The sequence below is a fragment of the Actinophytocola glycyrrhizae genome, from assembly GCF_042653545.1.
In the GTDB taxonomy this organism is placed as follows: Bacteria; Actinomycetota; Actinomycetes; order Mycobacteriales; family Pseudonocardiaceae; genus Actinophytocola; species Actinophytocola glycyrrhizae.
In genome coordinates this window covers 137,566-151,581 of record NZ_JBHSIS010000003.1, presented here as the reverse complement: position 1 = coordinate 151,581, position 14,016 = coordinate 137,566, and the positions used below count along the sequence as shown (strand labels likewise).

14 protein-coding genes and 1 riboswitch are annotated in these 14,016 nt (G+C 72.5%); of the genes, 7 read left to right on the top strand and 7 right to left on the bottom strand.

Annotated elements, in window-relative coordinates:
* Nucleotides 1-45: 45 nt before the first annotated feature.
* Nucleotides 46-741, bottom strand: coding sequence for an NIPSNAP family protein (locus ACFPCV_RS06820; protein WP_378055184.1), 696 nt, complete (start codon nucleotides 739-741; stop codon nucleotides 46-48).
* A gap of 54 nt (nucleotides 742-795) precedes the next feature.
* Here ACFPCV_RS06820 and ACFPCV_RS06815 point away from each other — a divergent pair, with 54 nt between their 5' ends.
* Nucleotides 796-2,448: an alkaline phosphatase D family protein gene (locus tag ACFPCV_RS06815; RefSeq protein ID WP_378055183.1), complete on the top strand. Its 1,653-nt coding sequence runs from the start codon at nucleotides 796-798 to the stop codon at nucleotides 2,446-2,448.
* Between the two features lie 239 nt (nucleotides 2,449-2,687).
* Here the strand turns inward: ACFPCV_RS06815 and ACFPCV_RS06810 are convergent, their stop codons facing one another.
* On the bottom strand, nucleotides 2,688-2,987 hold the full coding sequence (locus tag ACFPCV_RS06810) for a 4a-hydroxytetrahydrobiopterin dehydratase (protein ID WP_378055182.1): 300 nt from the start codon (nucleotides 2,985-2,987) through the stop codon (nucleotides 2,688-2,690).
* A 46-nt stretch (nucleotides 2,988-3,033) separates the two neighbouring features.
* Nucleotides 3,034-3,148: riboswitch (TPP riboswitch) on the top strand.
* On the opposite strand from ACFPCV_RS06810, the gene ACFPCV_RS06805 reads away from it, so the two are divergent.
* The 3 genes from ACFPCV_RS06805 (at nucleotide 3,140) to ACFPCV_RS06795 (ending at nucleotide 6,761) form a co-directional block, all read left to right on the top strand.
* Complete coding sequence (locus tag ACFPCV_RS06805) at nucleotides 3,140-4,171, top strand: thiamine ABC transporter substrate-binding protein (RefSeq protein ID WP_378055181.1); 1,032 nt, start codon at nucleotides 3,140-3,142, stop codon at nucleotides 4,169-4,171. (Overlaps the previous riboswitch by 9 nt.)
* Nucleotides 4,147-5,742, top strand: coding sequence for an ABC transporter permease (locus tag ACFPCV_RS06800; protein WP_378055180.1), 1,596 nt, complete (start codon nucleotides 4,147-4,149; stop codon nucleotides 5,740-5,742). Before ACFPCV_RS06805 ends, ACFPCV_RS06800 begins: the two co-directional genes overlap by 25 nt.
* Nucleotides 5,739-6,761 (top strand): ABC transporter ATP-binding protein, encoded by a 1,023-nt coding sequence (locus ACFPCV_RS06795; RefSeq protein WP_378055718.1) that lies wholly within the window; start codon nucleotides 5,739-5,741, stop codon nucleotides 6,759-6,761. Before ACFPCV_RS06800 ends, ACFPCV_RS06795 begins: the two co-directional genes overlap by 4 nt.
* Here ACFPCV_RS06795 and ACFPCV_RS06790 read toward each other — a convergent pair.
* Genes ACFPCV_RS06790 through ACFPCV_RS06780 form a run of 3 tightly spaced genes read right to left on the bottom strand, consistent with a single transcriptional unit; the run spans nucleotide 6,723 to nucleotide 9,692 of the window.
* Complete coding sequence (locus ACFPCV_RS06790; protein WP_378055179.1) at nucleotides 6,723-7,595, bottom strand: ABC transporter permease subunit; 873 nt, start codon at nucleotides 7,593-7,595, stop codon at nucleotides 6,723-6,725. The genes ACFPCV_RS06795 and ACFPCV_RS06790 overlap by 39 nt on opposite strands.
* A complete protein-coding gene (locus ACFPCV_RS06785) occupies nucleotides 7,579-8,601 on the bottom strand; it encodes an ABC transporter ATP-binding protein (protein WP_378055178.1) in 1,023 nt (340 codons plus the stop codon). The genes ACFPCV_RS06790 and ACFPCV_RS06785 overlap by 17 nt, the downstream gene beginning before the upstream one ends.
* A 14-nt stretch (nucleotides 8,602-8,615) precedes the next feature.
* On the bottom strand, nucleotides 8,616-9,692 hold the full coding sequence (locus ACFPCV_RS06780) for a LolA family protein (RefSeq protein ID WP_378055177.1): 1,077 nt from the start codon (nucleotides 9,690-9,692) through the stop codon (nucleotides 8,616-8,618).
* 135 nt (nucleotides 9,693-9,827) lie between these two features.
* Between ACFPCV_RS06780 and ACFPCV_RS06775 the strand changes: the two genes are divergently transcribed.
* From ACFPCV_RS06775 to ACFPCV_RS06765, 3 genes are read left to right on the top strand one after another with little or no spacing between them, the layout of a single operon-like run.
* On the top strand, nucleotides 9,828-10,541 hold the full coding sequence (locus tag ACFPCV_RS06775) for a response regulator transcription factor (protein WP_378055176.1): 714 nt from the start codon (nucleotides 9,828-9,830) through the stop codon (nucleotides 10,539-10,541).
* A complete protein-coding gene (locus ACFPCV_RS06770; protein WP_378055175.1) occupies nucleotides 10,538-11,884 on the top strand; it encodes a sensor histidine kinase in 1,347 nt (448 codons plus the stop codon). Before ACFPCV_RS06775 ends, ACFPCV_RS06770 begins: the two co-directional genes overlap by 4 nt.
* Nucleotides 11,866-12,594, top strand: coding sequence for a (deoxy)nucleoside triphosphate pyrophosphohydrolase (locus tag ACFPCV_RS06765; RefSeq protein WP_378055174.1), 729 nt, complete (start codon nucleotides 11,866-11,868; stop codon nucleotides 12,592-12,594). Before ACFPCV_RS06770 ends, ACFPCV_RS06765 begins: the two co-directional genes overlap by 19 nt.
* Before the next feature lie 48 nt (nucleotides 12,595-12,642).
* Here ACFPCV_RS06765 and trpS read toward each other — a convergent pair whose 3' ends face one another.
* A complete protein-coding gene (gene trpS / locus ACFPCV_RS06760; protein ID WP_378055173.1) occupies nucleotides 12,643-13,620 on the bottom strand; it encodes a tryptophan--tRNA ligase in 978 nt (325 codons plus the stop codon).
* 177 nt (nucleotides 13,621-13,797) lie between these two features.
* Entirely contained in the window at nucleotides 13,798-13,965 is a 168-nt protein-coding gene (locus ACFPCV_RS06755) for a hypothetical protein (RefSeq protein ID WP_378055172.1), read from the bottom strand.
* Nucleotides 13,966-14,016 lie beyond the last annotated feature (51 nt).

The following is a 14,016-nucleotide window of genomic DNA, read 5'->3' as shown; positions in this document are numbered from 1 at the left end:
CCTGTCGGCGTACTGACCGGAGGGTCGTCCGAACGGGGTTCCCCGTTACCGGATGAGGGAGCGGGACGTGGGTGCCAGCTGCAGCTGCTCCGGCGGACGGCCCAGCTGCCTGGTGAGCTCCGGCAGCGTGTCGTGCGTCCAGCGGGTCTCGCGGCCAAGCAGCCGCACGTGTTCCGCCAGGTCGTCCGGGCCCCGGAACGAACCGACCCATGCCACCACGTTGGCGTCCTCGCGGACCGGCAGCGCCGGGAAGTTGTTCTCGGCACGCAGCGTGCGCAGCACGGCCAGCGGCGGAGCACCCGTTTCGGTCAGCAGGGGCCGCACCGCGTCGGCGAAGAAGTCCAGGAACGCGTCCTCGCCGCCAGAGGGCAGGTGATAGAGGGTCACCGTGACCAGCGTCGTGTCCCCACCCCGGGTGCGACCCGACAGGGTGAAGTCGGTCACGGGGCACAGCAGCAGCACGTCGTCCGAGTCGATCATCGTGTCGTTGGCACTGTCGCGGTGTGCCGCCCACACCGGTCCGCCGTAGAACTCCGCGAGGGCCTTTCCCCTGGCAGGCATGTCCGCGAAGCCGCGCAGCCACACGAACCGGTTCTCGTCGTCGAGGTCGCGGAACTGGCCGAGCACCTGCGCGCCGACCGCCTCCTGGGTCTCGACGAACTCCCGGTCGAACAGGTCGATCAGGTCGTCCCGCCTGCCGGGCCGGAGGGTGTACTGACGGAGCTCGAGAACATCGGCCATCGCCGCTCCCTCTCACGTGGATCACCTGGGCGGGTGTCACCTTATTGGTCGGCCATGTTTGATGTCAGGGTGCCCAGACTGCTACTCGGCCCGCTGCTGCGACATGTCGACACCCGCACCGCCACGCTGTGGGTCGAGACCGACACACCGTGCACGGTCACGATCGGTGACGTCGCGGCCCACACGTTCACCGTTTTCGGTCATCACTACGCGCTCGTCGTGGTCACCGGGCTCGAACCCGGCACGGCGACGCCCTACGAGGTGGCGCTGGACGGGGAGACCGTCTGGCCGCCCGCGGACTCGAATTTCCCGCCCAGCCGGATCCGCACCTACCCGGAAGGCGGCGACCCCGCGTTCGTGATGTTGTTCGGGTCCTGCCGGATGCCCGAGACCGACGACCCCGGCGAGCAGAAGCGGATGGGCACCGACGCGCTCGCCGCCTACGCGCACCGGATGCGCACCGAGGACGAGATCGACTGGCCGGACGCGCTGGTGCTGCTCGGCGACCAGGTCTACGCCGACGACACGACGAAGGGCACCAGGGCCTGGCTCGCGACGCGCCGGTCGCTCAAGGAGGCGCCCGGCGTCGAGGTCGCCGACTTCGAGGAGTACACCCGCCTGTACCTCGAGGCGTGGACCGCTCCCATGACGCGCTGGCTGATGTCGACCGTGCCGACGTCGATGGTCTTCGACGACCACGACGTCCGCGACGACTGGAACACCTCGCAGACGTGGCGCGACGAGAAGGAGAGGACCTCCTGGTGGCCGATCCGCGAGCGGCACGCGCTCGCCACCTACTGGATCTACCAGCAGCTCGGCAACCTGAGCCCCGGCGAGCTGGAGACCGACGAGCTGTACAAGGCGGTCCTCGAGAAGGGGCGCGACGGGGACGCCGCCGACCTGCTCGACGAGTTCGCCGAGAAGGCCAGGCAGGAGGTCAACGGCAGCAAGGGCACCAGGTGGAGCTACCGGCGCGACTACGGCAACGTGCGGCTGCTGGTGATCGACACCCGCTCCGGCCGCATCCTGTCGGGCGGCGTGCGGTCGATGGTCAGCGACCAGGAGTTCGAGTGGATCGAGGAGAACGCCGTCGGTGATTTCGACCACCTGCTGATCGGGTCGTCGCTGCCGTGGCTGATGCCGCACGCGATCAGCCACGTCCAGTCGATGAACGAGGTCGCGTGCCGGCGGCCGGGGTGGCGCGGGAAGCTCGCCGAGAAGCTGCGGCAGGCCGCCGACCTGGAGCACTGGCCGTCGTTCCGGGCGTCGTCGGACCGGCTCGCGCGGCTGATCGGGCGGATCGCCGACACCGACACGTCCACGGTGTGCGTGCTGTCCGGCGACGTGCACCACGTGTACGCGGCGAAGGTGCGCTACCCGAAGAAGGTGAACGCGCAGGTGTGGCAGCTGGTGTGCTCGCCGGTGCACAACAAGGCACCCGCGGTGATGCGGCCGTTGTTCCGGGCGGGGTGGTGGAAGCCGCTCGCGGCGCTGCTGAAGTGGCGGATGCTGAGGTCGCCGCACATCGAGCCGCTGCCGGTCGAGTGGGAGAAGGTCGCCGGGCCGTACTTCGGCAACGCGGTCGCGACGCTGCGCATGTCCGGCCGGTGGGCCGAAATGGTGGTGGAACGAGCCGACAGCGACCCAGAACCAACACTGAAACCACTGGTAACCGTACCGCTGACCCCCAAACCCAACCCCAACTGAACAACCCGCGAGTCCCCGTTTCAGGACTCGCGAGTCCCCCGTTCAGGACCCGCGAGTCCCCCGTTCAGGACCGCCGAGTTCGCGGTTCGTGTCCCGGACTACGCGGCACGAACCGTCAACTCACCGGTTCCGAAACGGGGACTCGCGGGTCCTGAACCGGGGACTCGCGGGTTCCGAAACGGGGACTCGCGGGTTCTGGGTGGGGGACTCGCGGGTTCTGGGTGGGGGACTCGCGGGGGTTACTGGGACTGGAGGGTGGTTACTACGCCGTTGATTTCTTCTGCCAGTGAGGTGTCCGCGGTGGTGATGCCGCCTGCTGAGTGGGTGCTGCAGCGGAACGTGACGGTGCGCCAGCGGATGTCGATGTCCGGGTGGTGGTTGTCGTTCTCCGCGATCTCCGCCACCCGGTTCACCACCTGGATGGCCTGCGGGAAGCTCGCCAGCTCCACGTCGCGGACCAGTGCGCCCTCCTCCAGACGCCAGTCGTTCAGACGGCCGAGGGCCTTGCCGACTTCTTCGTCGCTGAGCAGTTCGGGCATGTGTCCATGGTGACGCGTGCCGCCGCCGACCGCACAGGTACGCTCGGATGGATCACACGGGAGTCCGGTGTCGCGCCGGGCTGAGAGGAGGGCGCGCAGCCCTCGACCGTTCGAACCTGATCCGGGTAATGCCGGTGCAGGGAGGAGGCGTCTTGCGGTTTCGCACATTTCTGCTGGTCGGCGCGCTGACAGTCACACTAGCCGGGTGTTCGCTCGGCGGCGGCGGTGACGAGGAGTCCGCGCGGAAGGTCGTGCTCGTCACCCACGACTCGTTCGCGATGAGCGACGAGGTGATGGAGCGGTTCACCGACGAGACCGGCATCACGATCGACGTGCGCAAGGTCGGTGACGCGGGCGCGCTCACCAACCAGCTCGTACTCACCAAGGACAGCCCCATCGGCGACGTCGCGTACGGCGTGGACACCACGTTCGCGTCCCGCGCGCTCGACGAGGACGTGTTCGCCGAGTACGCGCCCCAGGTCGACGGGCCCGCCGACCACGGGATCGACGACACGGACCGGCTCACCGCCGTCGACCTCGGCGACGTGTGCCTGAACATCGACCCGGCCGCGCTCGCCGCCAAGGGCGTTCCCGAACCGACCGGCTACGCGGACCTGGTCGAACCCGAGTACAAGGACCTGCTGGTCGTCGAGGACCCCGCGACGTCCTCCCCTGGCCTGGCCTACCTGCTCGGCACGATCGCGGAGCTCGGCGACGGCTGGCAGGACCACTGGCGCGCGCTGGCGGCCAACGGCGTCCAGGTCGTCAGCGGCTGGGAGGAGGCCTACACGCAGGAGTTCTCCGGCTCCTCCGGCAAGGGCCCCCGCCCGATCGTCGTGTCCTACGCGTCGTCGCCCGCCGCGGAGCTGGACGACCAGGGCAACCCGCGCACCAAGGCCGTGCTGGACACCTGCTTCCGGCAGGTCGAGTACGCGGGCGTGCTGAAGGGCGCCGCGCACCCCGACGACGCGGAGAAGGTCATGGACTTCCTGCTGTCCGAGCGGTTCCAGTCGCAGGTGCCCGAGCAGATGTACGTGTACCCGGCCCGCGCCGGGGTCACCCTGCCGGAGGCGTGGCAGAAGGCCGCGCCGCTGCCGGCGGATCCCGCCGAGCTGCCGTCGGCACAGATCCAGCAGAACCGCGAGCGGTGGATCGGCGAGTGGCGCGCGATCGTGCAGGGCTGAGGAGCACCCCCAGGGGGCTGACGCTGGTCGCGTTGGTGCCCCTGGGTTTCCTCGCCGTCTTCTTCGTGTGGCCGGTCGTGGCGATCCTGCGGCTCGGCCTCGCGGAAGGCGGTGTGCTCGCCGCGCTCGCGACCGCCGACGTGTGGGGGCTCGTCTGGTTCACGGTCGCGCAGGCGGCCGGGGCGACGGCCGTCGCGATCGTCGCCGGGCTGCCGGTCGCGTTCCTGCTGGCCAGGACGAAGCTGCCGGGGCTTGGCCTGGTGCGGGTGGTCATCCTGGTGCCGTTCGTGCTGCCGAGCGTGGTGGTCGGGCTGGCGTTCCGCGGGCTCATGCCCGACGGTGGGGTCGCGGCGATCGTGCTGGCCAACGCGTTCTTCAACGTGGCGGTCGTCGCGCGGACCGTCGCCGGGCTGTGGACGCACCTGGACCGGCGCGCCGAGGACGCCGCGCGGGCGCTGGGCGCGTCCCGGCTGCGGACGTTCACGAACGTGACGCTGCCCGCGCTCGCACCGGCGATCGGGTCGGCGGCAGCGGTCGTGTTCCTGTTCTGCGCCACCAGTTTCGGCGTGGTCCTGATCCTCGGCGGGTCCCGGCTGCGGACCCTGGAGACCGAGATCTACCTGCGGACCGTCGAGCTGCTCGACCTGTCGGGTGCCGCCGCGCTGTCGCTGCTGCAGCTCGGTGCGGTCGTCGCGGCCCTGTCGGTCGGGGCGCTCGCGCGGCGGCGCAGGGAGACCGCGCTGCGGTTGCGGGGGCAGGCCGAGTCCGCGCGCAGGCCCTCCGGCGGCGAGTGGTGGGTGGTCGCGCTCGCCCTCGCGGTGGTCGCCGCGCTGCTCGTGCCGGTCGCGACGCTCGTCGCGCGGTCGTTCGGGTCCGGGCTCGACGGCTACCGGGCGCTGGCCGGGGCCGGGTACGAGGGCTCGCTCGACATCTCCGGTTTCGACGCGGCCAGGAACTCCCTCGCGGCCGCCACCGACGCCACGCTGATCGCGGTCACGCTCGGCACGATGGCGAGCGTGGTGCTCGTTTCCCTGGCACGCGACCGCGTCCGGTACGTCGAGGTGATCGACACGGCGTTCATGCTGCCGCTCGGGGTGTCCGCGGTGACCGTCGGCTTCGGCTACCTGATCACGCTCGACGTGCTGCCGGGCGACCTGCGCACGTCCGCCGCGCTGGTGCCGCTCGCGCAGGCGCTCGTGGTGACGCCGCTGGTCATCCGCATCATGCTGCCGGTCCTGCGGTCCATCGACGAGCGGCTGCGGCAGGCCGCCGCGTCGCTTGGCGCGGGCCCGTGGCGGGTGTGGCGGGAGGTCGACGTGCCGATGGCGGGCCGGTCGCTGGGGACCGCGGCCGCGTTCGGGTTCGTGGTGGCGCTCGGCGAGTTCGGCGCGACGAGCTTCCTCGCCCGCCCCGACACGGCGACGCTGCCGGTCGCGATCGCGCGGCTGATCTCGCGGCCGGGTGAGCTGAACAACCAGATGGCGTACGCGGCGTGCACGCTGCTCGTCGTGGTCACGGTCGCCGTGGTCGCGGTCGTCGAGCGGGTACGCGTGCCGGTGGGAGAGTTCTGATGCTGGCAGTCGAGGGTCTGACCGTGCGGTACGGGACGCTGGCCGCGGTGTCCGAGGTGGACCTGACGGTCGCGGACGGCGAGGTGCTGGCGCTGCTCGGGCCGTCCGGGTGCGGCAAGTCGACGCTGCTGCGCGCGGTCGCCGGGCTGGAGCCGACCGCGGGCGGCACGGTCCGGTGGGACGACACCGACCTCGCGGCCGTGCCGGTGCACCGGCGCGGGTTCGGGCTCGTGTTCCAGGACGGGCAGCTGTTCCCGCACCGGGACGTGGCCGGGAACGTGGCGTTCGGGCTGCGGATGCGGCGTCTGCCCGGCCGCGCGGAACGGGTCGCGGAGCTGCTGGACCTGGTGGGGCTCGCCGGGTACGAGCGGCGCAGGGTCACCGAGCTGTCCGGCGGTGAGGCGCAGCGGGTCGCGCTCGCGCGGGCACTGGCGCCCCGGCCGCGGCTGCTGTTGCTGGACGAGCCGCTGTCCGCGCTGGACCGCGCGCTGCGCGAGCAGCTCGCCATGGACCTGGCCGGGCTGCTGCGGGTGGCGGGCGCGACCGCGCTGGTGGTGACCCACGACCACGACGAGGCGTTCACGCTCGCCGACCGGGTCGCGGTGATGCGCAGGGGGAGGATCGTGCAGACCGGCCCGCCGGAACAGGTGTGGCGGCACCCGGCCGACGAGGACACCGCCCGTTTCCTCGGCTGCGGCCTGTTCCTGCCCGCGACCGTCACCGACGGCACCGCGACCTGCGAACTCGGGTCGGCCGACCTGCCTTGGGCGCCGGCGGGCGAGGTCACGCTCGGCCTGCGGCCCAATGCGTTGCGGCTGACCGGGAACGGGATCGGCGGCAAGCTCCTGCGGTCGGTGCACCGCCGCGACCACGTGCGGCTGCAGGTCCGTCTCGACGGGAGCGACCGGGTGGTCGACGCGGTCGCCGCCATCGCGGAGACACCGGGCGACCGCGTCCACCTGAGGTTGGACCCGGACGGGTTAGCCGTCCTTCGTCGAGATGCGGGCCAGGGCGAGTGAGTAGCCGATGACCAGGTAGCAGAGGGCACGCAGGACCGCGTTGACGATCCCGTCCGTCGGCATCGGGTCGCGGATCACGTCGCCGAGCGACTCCCACGCGTCGGTCAGCAGCACCGGGTGCAGCCAGTCCAGCGCGGGGATGTTGCCGAGGATCGTGAACACGATGAGCCCGCCGAGGGTGGACGCCAGCACCACCAGCGGGTGCTCGGTGGCCGCCGAGACCGCGAGCGCGACCGCCGCGACCGCCCACACCTGGACCGTCACCAGCAACGCCAGCAGCGCGATCCGGCCGAGCGACGCCCCGAACGGCAACACGGTGCCCGACATGGTGAGCATGCCGCCGCCACCGAGGATCGCGAGCCCGGCGAGCACCGACACGACCGTGACGATCAGCACCGCTACCAGCGACAGCACGGCAACGCCGAACGCCTTCACCGCGAGCAGTCGCGCCCGGCCGACCGGTGCGAGCAGCAGCCCGCGCAGCGCGCCGGTCTGCGACTCGGCCGCGAGCGCGTCCGCCGACCACATGGCACCCAGCATCGGCAGCAGCATCGCGAGCGACAGCAGCAGGAGGAACACCGGCAGGATCAGCCCGTTGTCCGACACCAGCGCGGCGACGCTCTGCAGTGTCCGGTCACCGGCGCCGTTCTCGGCCGCCTCCGTCGCGACCGACATGGCGACGGCCGCGATGACCGGCGCCACGGCGAGCACGCCGAGCGCGACGAGCGTGCGCGGCCTGCGGATCATGAACCGCAGCTCGGACCACAGCAGCCGCCCGACCGGCGCCCTGGTCCGCTGTTCTGTGACGATGGGCGCGTCAACGGCGAGCGTCATCACGCGCCTCCTCGAAAGTGTCCACCTCGGACAGCCGGGGGCCCTGCTCGGCGGACTCGGTGAGCCGCGCGAACAGCTCCTCCAGCCCGGTCCGCTGCCTGCGCACCTCGTGCACCGCCACCCCGGCACCCACCAGCGTCGCGACGACCTCCGGCGCGGTGGTGGCCGCGAGGTCCACCCGCACCCCGCCCGGCGCCTCCCGCGCCGGTATCCGGTTGTCCCGCAACGCGTCCACGGCCACCGCGACGTCCGGCGTGGACACCAGCACGCCCGCGTCACCGGCCTCCAGCAGCTCGGCCAGCTCCCCCTGGGCCACGACCGAACCCTGGTGCAGCACGGCGACGTGCGTGCAGGTCGCCTCCACCTCGGCCAGCAGGTGCGACGACACGAGCACCGTCGTGCCGGACGCGTGCAGGTCGGCGACGACCGCCCGCACCTCACGCGTGCCGGCCGGGTCGAGCCCGTTGGTCGGCTCGTCCAGCACCACGAACCGGCGCGGGATCAGCAGCGCGGACGCGAGTCCCAGCCGCTGCTTCATGCCGAGCGAGTAGCCCCGGTAGCGGCGGTTCGCCGCGGCGGACAGGCCGACCCGTTCGAGTGCCTGCCCGACCGCGCGCGGGATGTCCTTCGACGCGAGCCTCGGCTCGGCGGCCGCGACCCGCAGCAGGTTGTCCCGTCCCGACAGGAACGGGTGGAACCCGGGGCCCTCGACCAGCGCGCCCACCTCGGGCAGCGCCCAGCCCGCGCCGTCGGGCATCCGGTGGCCGAGCAGCTCCACCGTGCCCGCGGTCGGCAGGACCAGGCCGAGCAGCATGCGGATCGTGGTGGTCTTGCCGGAACCGTTCGGGCCGAGCATGCCGAGCACCGCGCCGACCGGCACGTCGAGGTCGACGTGGTCGACCGCGACCGTCTTGCCGTACACCTTCCGCAGGTTGCGGGTCCTGGCCGCCAGACGGGCGGGGGCCCCCGCGGAACTCACCGCGGGGGCCTCCTCCTCGGTAGTCATGCCGGTGACGGTACTCACCGGACCGTCTTGATGGCTTCCGTGACCACCTGCTCCGGCACGGCGCCGATCGCGACCCTGCCGTCCTCGGTGATCAACGCGGTGCCGACGCTGGTGGAGATCACGTAGCCGGTGCCGAACTCACCGTGGACCTGCTTGCCGAACGTGCCGAGCAGCGCGAACGCGTCCTGGCCGCCCCGGCCGGACATGTCATCGGCCGCCGCGAGCGCCTCGGCGGGCACCTTGCCGGTGGCGACGACGTCCCAGCCGCGTCCGACGGTCTTCATGTCCGCCTGCGCCAGCCAGTCGTCGACCTGCTCGCCGTGCCGTTCCGTCGGCACGTCCTTCTCCGTCACGGTCGCCCCCGCGGGCGGGGTGAACCGGAACAGCTCCGGGTCCTGCGCGCCGGACGTGAACTCGGTGAACCCGATCTTCACCGCCGGGTCGGCCTGCCCGTTCGCGAGGACCTCCAGCTGCAGCGGGATCCGCAGCTCGGAGTCCACCGAGACGCGGATCTCGCGCAGCAGCGTCCTCTCGGTCGGCTTCGGCGCCAGCACCAGCTGGTAGACCGGCCGCTCCGCGACCCGGGCGGTGCCGTCGACGGACACCGTCGAGTCCGCCTGCATTGCCGTGACCAGCTCGGTCGCGGCGGCCGCCGGGTCGGCGAACTTGCCCTCCATCGGCTTGTCGGCGGCGTCCTTGCCGTGCGGCACCCGCGTGACCGAGCGCTCCTCGGAGTCCCACACCCACACGGTGGCGCCGTCGTCGACGATCGTGGTCTCGCCGCCGCGGCCCGCGAGGGCGAGCCTGCCCTTGCCGGTGCCGTCGGACCACACCTGGATCGAGTCGTCCCCGTTGCTCCGCGGCACCCCCGGGATCGGCAGGCCGAGGTTGTTCTCGACCGCCACCGATCCGGCGAGCGCCGGGATCGCGTCGGTGTCCAGCACCGACTCGACCAGCTCCGCCGCGCTGACCGGCGGGAGCGCGGGTGGCGCCTCCCCCGCGCCGGCCGGCGACGCCAGCGCCACCAGCCCGATGACCCCCGCGGCGGTGCCCGCTGCCGCGAACGACAACGCGGTCTTCCTGGAGTTCATGTTGGCCCCTCTCACTTGCCCTGTGACACTGAGGTTGCCCCACGGTTACTGAGATGGCACTGAGAGCGGCCGACATGCTGAGAGACCGCTGAGACGGTCCCCCACCGAGCAGGCACGACCGGGCATGCTGTGCGCATGAAGCCGCGTGTGCTGGTGGTCGACGACGAACTGGGGGTCCGGCGGGCGCTGCAGCGCGGGCTGGGGGCGGAGGGCATGGACGTCGTCACCGCAGCGGACGGCCCGTCCGGGCTGGACATCGCGCGCACCGGCGCGTTCGACGTGATCCTCCTGGACATCATGCTGCCCGGCCTGTCCGGCTACCGGGTGCTCCAGGCGTTGCGGACCGAAGGGGTGACCACGCCCGTCCTGCTGGTGTCGGCGAAGGACGGCGAGGTCGACCAGGCCGACGGGCTGGACCTGGGCGCCGACGGGTACCTCGTGAAACCGTTCTCGTTCGTGGTGCTGGTCGCGCAGGTCAGGGCCGTGCTGCGGCGCGGGCAGGCCGAGGGCGCCGAGCGGCGGCTCAAGGTCGGCGAGCTGATCGTGGACCGGGCCGTGCGCGAGGTGCGGTTCGGCGGTGAGCTGATCCCGCTCTCGCCACGGGAGTTCGCGGTGCTGGAGGTGCTGGTCAGCCGGGCGGGCGCGGTCGTGACGAAGGACGAGCTGCTGAGAACCGTGTGGGGCGACGAGCTGGCCGCCACCCGCAACGCCGTCGAGGTGTACGTCGGCTACCTGCGGCGCAAGCTGGACGCGGCTGGCGCGGGCGGCATCGTGCGTACCGTGCGCGGCCACGGTTACCTGGCGTCCTCCACCGAGCTGGACGCGGTCCTCGAGCCCAGAACGCGGTGAGCGGGGTACTCGGCCGGGTTTTCGGACGGCTGTGGCTGCGGCGGTCGCTGCGGTTCCGGATCACCACCGTCGGCACGGCGGTGACGCTCATCGTGTTCCTGACCCTCGCGCTGGTGACGAGCAGGCTGATCGGCCCGCTGCTGGTCACCGCCGCCGACGAGCAGCTGCGGCCGATCCTGGTCGAGGCGCTCGCCGACGTGCGGGCCGGGCAGGCCGCCGAGGTGGGGCCCGTCGGCATGGAGGCCCGCGTGCTCGACACCGCGGGCACCCCGGTCGACGGCGGCGACCCGCCGCCGCTGTCGACGGGCGAGTTGCGGGTGCTGAAGGCGGGCACGCCGGTGCTGCGGCTGTCGGAGGACCCGCCGCGCCGCTGGCTGGGCACGGTCGTGTCCGCACCGGACGGGCAGCAGCGGCTGGTGGTCGTCGGGACGATCCTCACCGGCTACTGGGCGGCGCAGCACCGCGCGTTCAACTGGCTCGTGGTGGCCGCGCTGATCGGGTCGGCGGCGGGCGGCATCGCGACGTGGTTCTCCGTGCGGTCCTCGCTGCGGCCGGTGGAACGGATGCGGGCCGCGGCAGCGCGGCTCCCGGCCGGGCGCAGGCTGCCGCTGCCCAGCGCCCACGACGAGCTGCGGTCGCTGGCCGCGGCGCTGAACGGCCTGCTGGCCAGGCGGGACGAGGCGTCGGCGCGGCTGCGCAGGTTCACCGGCGACGCCGCGCACGAGCTGCGTTCACCGGTCGCGTCGATCCGGGTGCAGGCCGAGGTGGCGGTGGCGAACCCGGACCCCGAGCTGTCGCAGGAGGTGCTCGCGGACGTGGTGGTCGAGGCGGAGCGACTCTCGGCGCTGGTCGACGGGCTGCTGGCGCTCGCGCGGTCGGACGCGGGCGAGTGGCCCGAGGCGATGCCGGTGGACGTGGTGGCGGCGGCCCGCGCGGCGATCGGCAGGCTCCCCGACGGCGGGCCCGTGGTCGGCGGTCACCTCGCGCCCGGCGCGTGCTGGGTGGAGGCCGCGCCAGCGGAGGTCGACCTGGTGCTGGACAACCTGCTGCGCAACGCGGCCAGGCACGCCCGCGCCAGGATCACGGTGACCGTGCTGTCGCGGGCGAACGCGGTGTGGCTGGTGGTGGACGACGACGGGCACGGCATCGCGGCCGAGCACCGGGAGCGGGTGTTCGACCGGTTCTACCGGGTGCAGGACGACCGGTCCCGCGACTCCGGCGGCGCCGGGCTGGGGCTGGCGCTGGTCGCGGAGGTCGTGCGGCGGCGGGGCGGGGTGGTGAAGGTGACCGAGTCGCCGGAGGGCGGCGCGCGGTTCCAGGTGCGGTGGCGGGCGCTGACGTGATCCTGTCGACGACGACCCTGGTCGACGTGCCGAGGCGGATCGTCTCGGCGGCGCTTCCCGTCCACGACTTCCCGTTGCTGGGCGGGTGGTTCCGGGTCGTCTCCGTCGCGGTGGAGGGCTGGTCGGCCGTCGCCGTGCGCGGCCCTCGGTCGTTCCGGCTGGCCGTGCGGCTGACCACGACCCCGGCCGGGACGGACGTGACGTGCTCGGCCACGTTCCGCGCGCCCGGCGGGCCGCTCGCGCACCGGTCGCGGGTGCTCTCGGCGCTGACGTCGCTGGCCGAGGGGATCCGCACGCGGGCACTCGCGCTGGCCGGTGCGCCGGTGATCGTGGGGACGGCCATCGTGCGCGGGCGGCGCCTGCTGGCGCAGCAACGGTCCTACCCGGCCGACGCGGCGGGGCTGTGGGAGCTGCCGGGTGGCCGGGTCGAGCCGGGTGAGTCCGATGCCGACGCCGTGGTGCGGGAGTGCGCCGAGGAGCTGGGCGTGCTGGTCGAGGTCGGCGCGCCGGTCGGCCCGGACGTCGCGCTGCCCAAGGGGAAGCTGCTGCGGATCCACCGCGCCACCATCGTCGGCGACGCGCGGCCGCACCCGCACGACCACGCCGACCTGCGGTGGCTCACGGCGGGACAGCTGGGCACGGTGCCCTGGCTGCCCGCCGACCGCGTACTGCTGCCCGCGCTGCGGCAGCTGCTGCGCGGACTGCCCTGAAAGGCGCTTTCGGGTCATCGAGCGTCCCGAAAGCGCCTTTCAGGGCACTCAGGCGACGCCGGCCAGTCGCAGGACCGTGCTCAGCCGGTGAGCGCCGCGTTCCGCTGCCCGCTCGCCGCCCACCGCGCGGATCCGGTCCAGTTCGGCGGGGTCGGCCAGCAGCTCACGGACACGTTCCCGCAGTGGCGCCAGCTCCTCGACCACCGCCTCCGCTACGGCGTCCTTCACCTCGCCGTATGACGAGTAGCCGGCCACCACCTCGCGCGGCGACTTGCCGTGGCACGCGGCCAGGATCTCCAGCAGGTTCGCGAGGCCGGGCTGGTCGTCCGGCCGGTACTCCAGCCGTCCCATGCTGTCGGTGACCGCGCGTTTCACCTTGCGGCGCAACAGGTCCGGCTCGTCGAGCACGAACAGGACACCCGCGGCGTCGCGGGCGGACTTGTCCATCTTGCGGGTCGGTTCGGTCAGGTCCCTGATCCGGGCGCCCGCCGGCGGGGTGACCGCCCTGGGCACCACGAACGCCTCCCCGTAGGTGCTGTTGAACCGGCGGGCCAGCACCCGCGCCAGCTCCACGTGCTGGGCCTGGTCGTCGCCGACCGGCACCTCGTCGGCGCCCTGCAGGAGGATGTCGGCGGCCATCAGCACCGGGTAGGTGAACAGGCCGACCCGCACCGGTGTGCCCTCGTGGGTGCGGTCGGCGCTCTTCTCCTTGAACTGGGTCATCCGCGCCGCCTCCCCGAACGCGCACGAACACTCCAGCACCCAGGTCAGCGGCCCGAGCTGGGGCAGCAGGTCGGACTGCACGAACACGGTGTCCGGCGCGATCCCGGCCGCGATGAGGGTGGCGAGCAGTTCACGGGTGCGGGACCGCAGCTTCTGCGGGTGGTACGGCGTGGTCATGCCGTGCAGGTCGCTGACGAAGTACAGGTCGTCCGGGCCGCCCTCCCGCGCCCAGCGGCGCACGGCGCCGAGGTAGTTGCCGACGTGCGTGGGCCCGGACGGGGTGATGGCGGACAGGCGGGTCATCTCGAACTCCTCGAGGTCGGGGCGGCACCCGCCCGGCCGAGCCCCCGAGAAACACGAAGGCCGCCCGTCCGGGCGGCCTGTGGGTTGCGCAACAGAAGGACCGCCGTCAGGCGGCCCACCACATGGTTGTGATGTTGCGCATGTTCGGAGTGTATACGGAGCGCCCTCGGCCGGGCACTAGGCAGCGTGCTTCAGCTCACGCCTGGCGACCTTGGTCTTGGCCCGCTTGAGGGCGAGCACCGGGCACTTCTTGCAGCGGGACTTCGACCGGCAGCACTTCTTCTTGACCTTGCCGGCCTTCGTCCACTTCCGCACGTAGTCCGCGGGCGACTTCTGCTTGCCCATTCGACTCCAACCCAAGGGAACCGACTAAGGTTAAGCTAACCTTTGCCCGGT

Coding starts and splice junctions, on each gene's coding strand:
- ACFPCV_RS06820 (WP_378055184.1), bottom strand. CDS start 741: ATGGCCGATGTTCTCGAGCTCCGTCAGTACACCCTCCGGCCCGGCAGG.
- ACFPCV_RS06815 (WP_378055183.1), top strand. CDS start 796: ATGTTTGATGTCAGGGTGCCCAGACTGCTACTCGGCCCGCTGCTGCGA.
- ACFPCV_RS06810 (WP_378055182.1), bottom strand. CDS start 2,987: ATGCCCGAACTGCTCAGCGACGAAGAAGTCGGCAAGGCCCTCGGCCGT.
- ACFPCV_RS06790 (WP_378055179.1), bottom strand. CDS start 7,595: ATGACGCTCGCCGTTGACGCGCCCATCGTCACAGAACAGCGGACCAGG.
- ACFPCV_RS06785 (WP_378055178.1), bottom strand. CDS start 8,601: ATGACTACCGAGGAGGAGGCCCCCGCGGTGAGTTCCGCGGGGGCCCCC.
- ACFPCV_RS06780 (WP_378055177.1), bottom strand. CDS start 9,692: ATGAACTCCAGGAAGACCGCGTTGTCGTTCGCGGCAGCGGGCACCGCC.
- ACFPCV_RS06775 (WP_378055176.1), top strand. CDS start 9,828: ATGAAGCCGCGTGTGCTGGTGGTCGACGACGAACTGGGGGTCCGGCGG.
- trpS (WP_378055173.1), bottom strand. CDS start 13,620: ATGACCCGCCTGTCCGCCATCACCCCGTCCGGGCCCACGCACGTCGGC.
- ACFPCV_RS06755 (WP_378055172.1), bottom strand. CDS start 13,965: ATGGGCAAGCAGAAGTCGCCCGCGGACTACGTGCGGAAGTGGACGAAG.